This is a genomic window from Acidovorax sp. A1169 (genome assembly GCF_030704685.1).
Taxonomy (GTDB): domain Bacteria; phylum Pseudomonadota; class Gammaproteobacteria; order Burkholderiales; family Burkholderiaceae_C; genus Acidovorax.
The window spans coordinates 1-11,177 of the sequence record NZ_JAUZDX010000018.1 but is presented as its reverse complement, the minus strand read 5'-3'; the positions used below and the strand labels follow the sequence as shown (position 1 = coordinate 11,177).

Sequence of the window (11,177 nt, the reverse complement as noted above, 5' to 3'; positions counted from 1 at the left end):
GGGGTATACACCCCGCCGCATCCGCATGAGTGTGATGGGCTGGTTCGACCCCACCTCCTGGACCCACACCGGCGTGGTGGCCGTGGCTGCCATCGTACTGGCGGGCATCGTGCACCGCATCGCCACCGTGGTGCTTCGGCGGGCCACGGGCCATGTGCCCGTGCTGCGCGCGGTGTTCGATTCCTGCGTGCCGGTGGTGCGATTGCTGCTGCCGCTGATCGCGCTGCAGCTGGTGTGGCAGGTGGCCAGCGATGACCTGCGCCACATCGCCACGGTGCGGCACTTCAACGGGCTGGCCGTCATCGCCGGCACCTGCTGGCTGCTGATCGCGGCCATCGGCGGGCTGGCCGACGGGGTGATCGCCAAGCACCCGGCCGATGTGGAGGACAACCTCACGGCGCGCCGCATCGCCACCCAGGCGCGCGTCCTCTCGCGCACCGCCATGACGGCGGTGGTGATGGCCGGCCTGGCAATGATGCTCATGACCTTTCCCGGTGCGCGCCAGGTGGGTGCGAGCCTGCTGGCATCGGCCGGCGTGGTGGGCATCGTCGCGGGTATCGCCGCGCGGCCGGTGTTCAGCAACATGATCGCGGGCCTGCAGATTGCGCTGGCCCAGCCGTTTCGCATCGACGACGTGCTCATCATCGAAGGCGAATGGGGCCGCGTGGAAGAGATCACCGGCACCTACGTGGTGCTCAAGATCTGGGACGAAAGGCGCCTGATCATCCCGCTGCAGTGGTTCATCGAGCACCCGTTCCAGAACTGGACGCGCACCAGCTCCGAGATCCTGGGCACGGTGTTCCTCCACGCCGACTATGCTCTGCCGCTCGACCCCCTGCGTGAGGAATTGAAGCGCGTGCTCGACACCGCGCCCGAGTGGGACCGGCGCGTGAGCGTGCTGCAGCTGACCGAGGCGACGGACCGCACCATCCAGATCCGCGTGCTGGTCTCGGCCCGCTCCTCGGGCCTGGCGTTCGACCTGCGCTGCCGCGTGCGCGAGGCACTGGTGACCTTCATCCAGCGCGAGTACCCCGATTGCCTGCCGCAGGTGCGGGTGCCTGGCGGCGCTGTGGCCGGTGCGCTGTTGCAGCAGAAGTGATGTGTGCCATGGAGCGCCGATTTCAGAGGCTGGGAGTTTTTTGGCCGTGTCCGAGGGGCGCGTCAAAACGCCTCGGATCTAGTGTCCTGAGTTGGAAGTTCGTTGAAGAAGGAAATCTGCCGAAATCGCTGCCAAGCTAGGCGCAAAGCACAGCCATAGCTCGGGCTATGGCGAGCATTTGCTTTCGACGAGCCGGTGTGTTTTGGCGTGCAAGGCGGGCGTGGACGAAAGACTCTCAGCCTCTCAGGCCTTGCTGGCCGTCTTTGCCACCAGCGACTCACCGATCGCATAGAACTGCCCGCCGGCCACATAGTGCAGGCTGCGCCACTCGGGCCCAGCGGTCTCGAAGTGCCAGTGGCCGTTGGCAAACACGCGCCTGTCGGCCCAGGCGCCCACCACCTCGCCGATGAAGAGGTCGTAGGCCTGCTGGTTGTGCGGCTCGGGGATGAGCCGGCAGGCCAGCCAGGCCGAGCAACCCGCGACGAAGGGCAGGTCGTGCCCCTCGATGCCGAACAACTCCACGCCGTGGTGGCGCAGCTTGTCCTTGTCCTGGTGCAGGGTGGTGTTGCCCACGTCGTGCGTGAGCTGCATCTGCGCGGCGGTGGGCACCTGGATGACGAAGCTGCCGCTGGCCTCGACCAGCCCGCGTGTGCGCGTGGCCTTGTCGATCACCACCGTGAGTTTGGGTGGCGCAAAGTCGAGCGCGCAGGCCCAGGCGGCGGACATCACGTTGTCCACCTCGGCGTGGCGTGCCGACACCAGCACCGTGGGGCCGTGGTTCAGAAGGCGGTAGGCCTTGGCCAGATCAACGGGGGCCATATGGCTTTTCATGGGATTCCTTGGGGGGTTTGTTGCCCGCTGGTGCAGCGGCAAGTAGGGCGATGATAGGTGCGCTTCAAACCCCTTGACTTAGAGTGCACTCCAGCGCCGCTATGTGGCCTCGGACATGGAATGGATCGGATTCCCGCTGCGCTTGCGCGAGACCCGCATGCCCATCGGGCAGATGCAGGCCTGCGTAGAGGCTGCAGCTGCAGTCCAATAGCAAAACGCGGCTCTAACCCACATTTCTTCGTGTGGCAATAAATTAACTGCCACAATTGGCGTACATTGCCAGCATGTTCTGCGTCCGCAGGTGGACTGACATGCCAACCGTGTACCCCATAGTTGCTGCTGCCATGGACCCGCTTCTCGCCCGACTCTCCGACTCCGTCGTCCAGGCCAAGACACTTGAAGAGCTGACCCGGCCGTTGCTGGAGATGCTGGAGAAGGTCACGCAGCTGGAATCCACCTACCTGACCACCATCGATTTCCAGCGCGCGCTGCAGCACGTTCTGTACTCGCGCAACACCCGCAAGATGGAGATACCCGAGGGCCTGACGGTGCCCTGGGGCGACACCCTGTGCTACCGGGCCCTGAAGGAGGGCCGCATGTTCACGGCCGACGTGCAGGGCTGCTGGGGCGACTCGGAGGCTGCGGCCGCCCTGGGCATCCAGACCTATGTGAGCATGCCGGTGCGGCTGTCCGACGGCGCGGTCTATGGCACGCTGTGCGCAGCCAGTGCCGAGCGCACCGAGCTCACTCCCGAGACCGAGAAAATCCTGCAGCTGTTCGCCGGCCTCATTGCCCAGCAGGTCGAGCGCGAGCAACTGCTGGAGGAGCTGCAGCGCAAGAACGAATTGCTGTCCACCATGGCCTTGCTGGACCCCCTCACCGGCGTGCCCAACCGCCGCGCCTTGTTCGAAGAGCTGGAACGGCTGCAGGCGCGCTCACGGCGCTCAGGCAGCATGGTGATGGTGGCTTTTCTCGACCTCGACGGCTTCAAGCAGGTCAACGATACACACGGCCACGAGGCGGGCGACGCCTTGCTGTGCGCCATTGCCAGCCAATTGCGCGCTGCCATGCGCGAAAGCGACTTTCTGAGCCGGTTCGGCGGGGATGAGTTCGTGTTCGTCGGCCCGGGCCCGCAGCGCGAGCAGGACGCCGGCGAGGCCATCCACAGCCTGCGCCAGCGCCTGCAGCAGGCGACGGTGTGCCGCATTCCGCTGGCTGGCCAGCGAACGCTGGAGTATCCGGGGGCCAGTGTGGGCGTGGTCTGCTCCGACCCCGGGCAGAACACGGCCGATGCGGCCATCCGCCACGCGGACGAGGCCATGCACCAGGCCAAGCACGAGCGCCGCAGCGCGCTGCAGCACTGAGGCCTGGCGCCCCGACTCAGCGGTTGTCCGCCGCGCAGTCACCCGCCGGGCGCACACTGGTCATGCACTGCGCAAACGTGCGCGCCTTGGCCCACATCGCCTCATTGACCTCATGGCCTGCGCCCTGTGCGACGTAGGTGTAGAACGCAGCGGGCTTCCTGGCCCCGTCGGGGATGGCCGTCAGGATGCGGGCCCTGGCGCCGGAGGCACCATAGCCTGAGCTGCCCAGACCGACAGGCGGGAACAGCTGGTCGGCGCTGCCCGAGACCGCTGCGACCCGGATGGCGGCACCGTTGACCCGGAAATCATTGGGCTGCTCGTAGGTGGTGCCGGTGGCGTTGCAGTTGTAGTCGCAGCCCCCGGCGAGCGCGATGGCGCCTTGCAGCCGGTGCTTGGTGGCCACCGAGAAGATCAGGTTGCTCGAGAACGAGGTGCCGGCCACGACGATGCGACTGGTGTCGATGGGCAGGTTGCGCTCGGCGACGGCGGCCTTGATCGCCGCCAGGCCCAGCCCGAAGTCAGAACTGGCGATGTCGAAGGTCTCGTTCACGTTGGTGCGGGCAATCAGCGGGCTGCTCCAGTTGTCGCACCCGCGGTACTCGAAGGTGGCGGCCGCCATGCGGGCAGCACTGAACTGGTCCAGCCCGGCCGGGTCCTGCGGCACGGGCGCCGGCGGATTGCCATTGGGAGCCCAGCCCGCCAGGCTGATCACCAGCGGCACCTTGGCCTGGGCCGTGGCACCGGCCGGGATCTTGAGGGTGATGGCCGCCTGGGGCAGGTTGGAGCAGGTGGCGACGACCCGGCCCTGAGCGTTGTACCAGTACTGGGTGTTCGGCTGGGGCGCATAGGCCAGTTGGAGGGTCTGTGCTGCGCCGCCACCACCACCACCCGGGTTGCCGGCAGGGGGCGTGGCTGCTTCCAGGCCGAACCGCCCGTCTGCGCCGTAGCGCAGCACCACGTTGGTATAGACATCGGCTCCCACCGTCAGGCTGGGGATGCGCAACGCGCCATCGTTCAGGTTGAGGATTGCCTGCGCGCTTGCGAGCGGGCTGTGGGCCGCGATCGCCGCGGTGATGGCCAAGAGGCAGAAATGCTTCATCGGACTACTCCAGTTGGAAGGGCAGGAAGGGCTGGGGATGCTTGGGTGCCTGCCGCAGCTCACGCACTTGACTCCTGGAGTGCCGGCTTGGCTTTGGATCTATTCCAGGTGCGCCAAGGTTAGGTCTGAAGGGCCCGGGCAACAAGCCTTCGGCCGCGCTGGTGTGTTAACTACTTCTCGATCCGGGGGCGAAGTTCAGGCTTTCGGGCCTGGGGGCAGGCGCGTCCCTTGCCATTGCCCATTTGTGCTCAGCTCGCAGATCACCTCGCCGATCAGCCGGCAGATCGGGCGCTTGGCGTTGGTGGTGGGCAGGTGCACCGGCAGGCACAGGCCCAGCGTGCGGTACATGGCGGGCGAGGCGATGCGGTACAGCGCACCGCGCCACCGCCGCCACCCTGGAACAGAAGCGCGCCCGCATCCATGGCGCATCCGACTCTCCTGTACGAGGTCCAGCGGTGCCAAGGCAAGCAGCAGGATGCTCAGCGTGCTAAGCCCGAAAAACCAGGCGTCGAGCAGCAGCACGATCAGGGCGATGGCGCGGCGCAGGCTCATGGGATGGAATGCTCCCTGGCAATGGGCATCGTCTCGCGCTGTGCGCAGTGGTCAAGACCTTGCGCCTGGTCTGGAGCAATCTGGGACCGCGGTGCGGCTCCTTTGTCGCCCTGGGGAGGGACAAGGCCTGGTGCTTGGTGGTCGATGGCTTCAAGCGTGGTGTCCCCGGATGCGTGGGCGCGCGGTGCGAATTCCGTTGCAAGGTAGGGTATCGTACCGTCGCAGGCAGTTCACGCCGATCCCCCGCCGCAGGCGGATGCGTTCGGTGCGTCTGGGTGGCATTTGTGCGGCTGATGGCACGTCTTCAGCGTACCAGTACAACTAGAAGGGATGTGTTGGCATGTTGGGAGATCTCTGGAGGAGTTTGAGTGATGACAGGGCCTTGGCTTTTCATGCCATGGAGCGCCTCAAGGAGTTCGACGTCACGGGTGTGCGCAGCCACCACCGCTCGATGGATGGCTCGGTCGAGGCGGCGCTGATGACCTTGGACCTGGACCTTTTTTCTGTTGCGCTGTGGCTGCGTTCGGATGGCGATCACCTCACCTTGCAATCCATCTACCCTTTCATTTGAGACGGTGCGCTCGTGGAGTGCGAGATCGATTCGATCCTGCCTTCTCCAGACCCTGTCGACGGGTTCATCCAGGCGGTGGGGCAGGGCGAGTTGTTCACCTTCATGGATGTGTTGTTCGGTGCGAACCGAGATGGTTACAGGGAGGGGGGCCGTATGGCTGTCGGCCTGGGCGGATTCATGCTGCATGTGCGACCTTTTCAACAGATCCTCGATGCCATGGGCAGTGATCGGGACAAGCAGCATTTTCTGGAGCAGCTGGATGAACGGGGTGGGGTATTGATCTCCCCTTCGCCTTCGGCGCAGCAGGCCCCGGAGTCCTATCTCTACATTGGCCCCATCGGTCCGGTAGGTACCGCAGAGGTGATGGGCGCCCCCGTCTACAGAACCTCTTTGAGTTGGTCGCTGGGTTGCCCGGCGCCTGTAGCGCTACCCGTGGTGTTCGGAGCTAATACGCTGACGCCGAGCGACTGGACGCCGCAGGAAGGGCAGTGGATTTCGGCCGCAGTCCTTTTGCAGGGTTGCGAGGCGCAGCAGATTTGACCTGGGCCGCACAGCCAAGAAAAAACCCCAAGCAGCGTGAGCCACTTGGGGTTGTATCTTTGGCGGAGAGGGCGGGATTCGAACCCGCGGTGGGGATTAGCCCACACACGCTTTCCAGGCGTGCGACTTAAACCGCTCATCCACCTCTCCGAAGCCCTCGATTATAGCCACAGGTTTTGGCTGCTTTTCGAAGTTGCGGCAGAGCGGAGCAAAAAAACGCTCCGCTGCCTGCCCGCTCCGTCATGCGGAGCGTGGTGTCACAGGGTTCTTTGCGTAGTCTGCACCATCTTCATCGCCGAGCCGATCAGGGCTGAGACCTCGGTCATGTTGCTGGGCACGATGAGGGTGGTGGTGGCGTCGGCGGCCACCTTGCCGTAGGCCTCGACGGCCTTTTCGGCGACCTTGAGCTGCACGGCCTGCTCGCCGCCGGGCTGGCGGATGGCCGCAGCCACGCGCTCGATGGCCTGGGCCGTGGCTTCGGCCACGGCCATGATGGCTGCGGCCTCCCCCTGGGCGTTGTTGATCTGGGCCTGTTTCTCGCCCTCGGAACGGGCGATGAAGGCCTCGCGCTCGCCGGTGGCGATGTTGATCTGCTCCTGGCGCCGGCCTTCGGAGGCGGCGATCAGCGCGCGCTTTTCGCGCTCGGCAGTGATCTGGGCCTGCATGGAGCGCAGGATTTCGGCCGGAGGCGTCAGGTCCTTGATCTCATAGCGCAGCACCTTCACGCCCCAGTTCAGGGCCGCCTCGTCGATGGCCTGGACCACCTGGGCGTTGATGATGTCGCGCTCTTCGAAGGTCTTGTCCAATTCGAGCTTGCCGATCACCGAGCGCAGCGAGGTCTGGGCCAGTTGCGTCACGGCCATGATGTAGTTGGACGAGCCGTAGCTGGCACGCATCGGGTCGGTCACCTGGAAGTACAGTATGCCGTCCACCTGCAGCTGCGTGTTGTCGCGCGTGATACAGACCTGGCTGGGCACGTCGAGCGGGATTTCCTTGAGGCTGTGCTTGTAGGCCACCTTTTCCACGAAGGGGATCAGAAAGTTCAGGCCGGGTGTGAGCGTGCCTGCGTACTTGCCCAGGCGTTCCTTGACCCAGGCGTTCTGCTGGGGCACGACCTTGACCGAGCGGATCACGAAGACCACGAAGATCACGAAGATGACTATGGCGATGACGGTATTGTTGTTCATGAAGAAGCCTTTGTTGGTTCAGCAAATCTAAGGTTGGGTCCACAAGGGCAGGTGGCGCCACGGCTGGGCATGTGAGACGGGGCCACGCGCGGCGGTGCTCAGAGGGGGTCCACGAGCAGGCGGTTCCCCACCAGTTCCGAAACGCGGTGCATGCCGGTAGAAGGGGTAACGCCGGGGCGGTGGATGGCGGTCCAGGTAGCGCCGCGGTATTTCACGAAACTGGTGCCATCGAGGTTCCAGCTCTCGATCATCAAGGTTTCGCCCACGTCCAGGTTCACGCTGCGGTCGGCCCTTGCGGATGGATCGCCCGGGCGCCGGCGCTTGCTTTGGTGCAAGGCCAGAACGGCACCGATGCCGACCACGGCGGCAGCCACGATCTGCAGCGGCATGCCCAGGCCCATGTGGGCGGCGATGGCGCCCGCGACCAGCCCTATGACCAGCATCAGCAGATAGAAGGTCCCGGTGATGAGCTCTGCCACCACCACACCCCCTGCCAACAGCCACCAGATGGTGGATTCGTCCATGTGTACCTCCTCCTGTGTTGTGAGTTCTTCGGATTCTGAACAGCCTGTGTGTCTGTTCTTAATCCACCACATTCTGGGTCAAAAGAACCCCAGGTCAAAGGCCTGACTTCGTTATTCCTTACACTTCGCGCCTATTTCGTTTTTTGGCCGGCAGGGCACGGTTTCACGGAGGCTGCGCATGAAGTTTCGTTTTCCCATCATCATCATCGATGAGGACTATCGTTCCGAGAACACCTCGGGTCTGGGCATTCGCGCCTTGGCGCAAGCCATCGAGGCCGAGGGCTTCGAGGTGGTGGGGGTCACCAGCTATGGCGACCTGTCGCAGTTCGCGCAGCAGCAAAGCCGCGCCAGTGCGTTCATCCTCTCCATCGACGATGAGGAGTTCACGGTGGGCGAGGGGCTCGACCCCATCGTGCTGAGCCTGCGCAGCTTCATCGGTGAAGTTCGCCGCAAGAACACCGAAGTGCCGATCTACGTGCACGGCGAGACCAAGACCAGCCGCCACCTGCCCAACGACATCCTGCGCGAGCTGCACGGCTTCATCCACATGTTCGAGGACACCCCCGAATTCGTGGCGCGCCACATCATCCGCGAGGCCAAGAGCTACCTGGAGGGCGTGCAGCCGCCGTTCTTCAAGGCGCTGCTCGACTACGCCGAAGACGGCTCGTACAGCTGGCACTGCCCCGGCCATTCGGGCGGCGTGGCCTTCCTGAAAAGCCCGGTGGGCCAGATGTACCACCAGTTCTATGGCGAGAACATGCTGCGCGCCGACGTGTGCAATGCGGTGGAAGAGCTCGGCCAGCTGCTGGACCACAACGGCGCCATCGGCGAGAGCGAGCGCAATGCCGCGCGCATCTTCAATGCCGACCACTGCTTCTTCGTGACCAACGGCACCAGCACCTCCAACAAGATGGTGTGGCACCACACGGTGGCCCCGGGCGACGTGGTGGTGGTGGACCGCAACTGCCACAAGTCCATCCTGCACAGCATCATCATGACCGGGGCCATCCCGGTGTTCATGAAGCCCACGCGCAACCACTTCGGCATCATCGGGCCCATTCCGCAAAGCGAGTTCGAGCCGGCGGCCATCCAGGCCAAGATCAAGGCCAACCCCTTGCTCAAGGGCGTGGACGCTGCCAAGGTCAAGCCGCGCGTGCTCACGCTCACGCAGTCCACCTACGACGGCGTGCTCTACAACACCGAGACCATCAAGGGCATGCTTGATGGCTATGTGGACAACCTGCACTTCGACGAGGCCTGGCTGCCGCACGCGGCCTTCCACCCGTTCTATGGCACCTACCACGCCATGGGCAAGAAGCGCATGCGCCCCAAGCACTCGGTGACCTACGCAACGCAGTCCATCCACAAGCTGCTGGCCGGCATCAGCCAGGCCAGCCACGTGCTGGTGCAGGACTCGCAGACCACCAAGCTGGACCGCCACCTCTTCAACGAGGCCTACCTGATGCACACCAGCACCAGCCCGCAGTACAGCATCATCGCCAGCTGCGATGTGGCCGCCGCCATGATGGAGCCGCCCGGCGGCACCGCGCTGGTGGAGGAAAGCATCCTGGAGGCTCTTGACTTCCGCCGCGCCATGCGCCAGATCGAAAACGACTTCGGCAAGAAGGACTGGTGGTTCAAGGTCTGGGGCCCCGACAAGCTCGTGGAAGAGGGCATGGGCCGTGCCGAGGACTGGATCATCCGCAGCGACAGCAAGAGCAAGAAGGCCGGCGCCAAGTGGCACGGCTTTGGCCAGCTGGCCGACGGCTTCAACATGCTGGACCCGATCAAGTCGACCATCGTCACGCCGGGCCTGAACCTGGACGGCAAGTTCGACAAGACTGGCATCCCCGCGTCCATCGTCACCAAGTACCTGGCCGAGCACGGCGTGGTGGTCGAGAAGACCGGCCTGTACAGCTTCTTCGTGATGTTCACCATCGGCATCACCAAGGGCCGCTGGAACACGCTGCTCACCGCGCTGCAGCAGTTCAAGGACGACTACGAGAAGAACCAGCCCATGTGGCGCATCCTTCCCGAGTTCTGCCAGCAGCACAAACGCTACGAGCGCATGGGCCTGCAGGACCTGTGCCAGCATGTGCACGAGATGTACGCCAAGTACGACATCGCGCGCCTGACCACCGAGATGTATTTGTCGGACCTCACGCCCGCCATGAAGCCTTCGGATGCCTACGCGCACATCGCGCACCGCAAAACCGAGCGCGTGGAGATCGACCAGCTCGAAGGCCGCATCACCGTGGGCCTGGTCACGCCATACCCACCGGGCATTCCGCTGTTGATCCCCGGCGAAGTGTTCAACAAGAAGATCGTGGACTACCTCAAGTTCGCCCGCGAATTCGCCAAGCTGTGCCCGGGCTTCGAGACCGACATCCACGGCCTGGTGGAGGTCGAGGACGAGAGCGGCCACGTGCGCTACTACGCCGACTGCGTGGCCGAGGAAGTGCCAGCCAAGCCCGCCAAGAAGAACCCCAAGCCGCTGGCGACGGACAAGAACCTGGTGCAAGTGGGATCGGACGGGCCCTTCGGCCGCACCATCTAGCCGCGCATGGCAGGGTTCGGCACAGCCCGGACCCTACAGATCAATCGCCCCCGGCCAGCGCTGGGGGCGATTTTTTTTGGCCATTTTTTCTGCGGTTGAATCCGATGTGTTGCGGGCGCCGTATTGATTGATAGCCGCGTGGCATTTCTCATGCGGTCAAAGACAGTCAGTCAGTTCATCAATCGACTTCAGGAGATTTTCATGACCATCCGTTTCAATGCCCGCCTCGCGTCCATCGGTATCGCCGCAGCCCTGGCTGCCGCAGCCATCCCCTCCCTGGCTGCCGATGTGATGGTGGGCGGCGCCCCCATGCTGGCCAGCAAGGACATCATCGACAACGCCGTGAACTCCAAGGACCACACCACGCTGGTGGCTGCAGTCAAGGCCGCCGGCCTGGTCGATACCCTGAAGGGCCCAGGCCCGTTCACCGTGTTCGCACCCACCAACGCCGCGTTTGCAGCCCTGCCTGCCGGCACGGTAGACACGCTGCTCAAGCCCGAGAACAAGGCCACTTTGACCACCGTGCTGACCTACCACGTGGTGGCCGGAAAGTGGGATGCGGCGGCCTTGTCGAAGATGATTGCCGATGGCAAGGGCATGGCCAGCATCAAGACGGTGGCGGGGGGCACGCTCACGGCCAAGGCCAGTGGCAAGACCATTTCGCTGACCGATGAAAAGGGTGGTATGGCGAATGTGACGATTGCGGATGTGTACCAGTCCAATGGGGTGATTCATGTGGTGGACAAGGTTCTGCTGCCTAAGTGATGATGGGTTTTGGGTTCTGAAGAGTGGCCGCTGATCGCGGCCATTTTTTCGTGCCGGATGGTGTGCTGCGCGAGCTTTGTGCCTGTGC

At 64.2% G+C, this 11,177-nt stretch carries 11 protein-coding genes and 1 tRNA gene; 6 read left to right on the top strand and 6 right to left on the bottom strand.

The genetic code is table 11. The features are described 5' to 3' along the window. The first annotated feature begins 25 nt into the window (after positions 1–25). Positions 26–1,099 carry a mechanosensitive ion channel family protein gene (locus tag QYL93_RS23905; protein ID WP_370877030.1) on the top strand — a complete coding sequence of 358 codons (1,074 nt, stop codon included), beginning with the start codon at positions 26–28 and terminating at the stop codon, positions 1,097–1,099. 243 nt (positions 1,100–1,342) lie between these two features. Here QYL93_RS23905 and QYL93_RS23900 read toward each other — a convergent pair whose 3' ends face one another. Next, positions 1,343–1,930 (bottom strand): flavin reductase family protein, encoded by a 588-nt coding sequence (locus tag QYL93_RS23900; protein ID WP_305745994.1) that lies wholly within the window; start codon positions 1,928–1,930, stop codon positions 1,343–1,345. Between the two features lie 344 nt (positions 1,931–2,274). Here QYL93_RS23900 and QYL93_RS23895 point away from each other — a divergent pair, with 344 nt between their 5' ends. Continuing rightward, positions 2,275–3,294: a sensor domain-containing diguanylate cyclase gene (locus QYL93_RS23895; RefSeq protein WP_305745993.1), complete on the top strand. Its 1,020-nt coding sequence runs from the start codon at positions 2,275–2,277 to the stop codon at positions 3,292–3,294. Between the two features lie 16 nt (positions 3,295–3,310). Here QYL93_RS23895 and QYL93_RS23890 read toward each other — a convergent pair whose 3' ends face one another. Together QYL93_RS23890 and QYL93_RS23885 are read right to left on the bottom strand one after the other, a co-directional pair. Further along, the gene (locus QYL93_RS23890) at positions 3,311–4,393 is read right to left on the bottom strand and encodes a hypothetical protein (RefSeq protein ID WP_305745992.1); all 1,083 of its coding nucleotides are present in this window, start codon (positions 4,391–4,393) and stop codon (positions 3,311–3,313) included. A gap of 195 nt (positions 4,394–4,588) precedes the next feature. Next, positions 4,589–4,945 carry a hypothetical protein gene (locus tag QYL93_RS23885; RefSeq protein WP_305745991.1) on the bottom strand — a complete coding sequence of 119 codons (357 nt, stop codon included), beginning with the start codon at positions 4,943–4,945 and terminating at the stop codon, positions 4,589–4,591. A 397-nt stretch (positions 4,946–5,342) separates the two neighbouring features. Here QYL93_RS23885 and QYL93_RS23880 point away from each other — a divergent pair, with 397 nt between their 5' ends. Continuing rightward, entirely contained in the window at positions 5,343–5,516 is a 174-nt protein-coding gene (locus tag QYL93_RS23880; RefSeq protein WP_305745990.1) for a hypothetical protein, read from the top strand. A gap of 12 nt (positions 5,517–5,528) precedes the next feature. Continuing rightward, positions 5,529–6,056, top strand: a complete 528-nt coding sequence (locus QYL93_RS23875) for a hypothetical protein (protein WP_305745989.1) — start codon at positions 5,529–5,531, stop codon at positions 6,054–6,056. Between the two features lie 60 nt (positions 6,057–6,116). Here the strand turns inward: QYL93_RS23875 and QYL93_RS23870 are convergent. The 3 genes from QYL93_RS23870 to QYL93_RS23860 all read right to left on the bottom strand — a co-directional run bounded on the left by QYL93_RS23870 (position 6,117) and on the right by QYL93_RS23860 (position 7,767). Beyond that, a tRNA-Ser gene (locus QYL93_RS23870) sits at positions 6,117–6,206 on the bottom strand. A 107-nt stretch (positions 6,207–6,313) separates the two neighbouring features. Then, positions 6,314–7,243, bottom strand: a complete 930-nt coding sequence (locus tag QYL93_RS23865) for an SPFH domain-containing protein (protein ID WP_305745988.1) — start codon at positions 7,241–7,243, stop codon at positions 6,314–6,316. A 98-nt stretch (positions 7,244–7,341) separates the two neighbouring features. Beyond that, positions 7,342–7,767 carry an NfeD family protein gene (locus QYL93_RS23860; protein ID WP_305745987.1) on the bottom strand — a complete coding sequence of 142 codons (426 nt, stop codon included), beginning with the start codon at positions 7,765–7,767 and terminating at the stop codon, positions 7,342–7,344. 178 nt (positions 7,768–7,945) lie between these two features. Between QYL93_RS23860 and QYL93_RS23855 the strand changes: the two genes are divergently transcribed. Both QYL93_RS23855 and QYL93_RS23850 read left to right on the top strand, forming a co-directional pair. Next, positions 7,946–10,324 (top strand): arginine/lysine/ornithine decarboxylase, encoded by a 2,379-nt coding sequence (locus tag QYL93_RS23855; RefSeq protein WP_305745986.1) that lies wholly within the window; start codon positions 7,946–7,948, stop codon positions 10,322–10,324. 201 nt (positions 10,325–10,525) lie between these two features. Continuing rightward, positions 10,526–11,089, top strand: coding sequence for a fasciclin domain-containing protein (locus QYL93_RS23850; RefSeq protein WP_305745985.1), 564 nt, complete (start codon positions 10,526–10,528; stop codon positions 11,087–11,089). Positions 11,090–11,177: the final 88 nt, after the last annotated feature.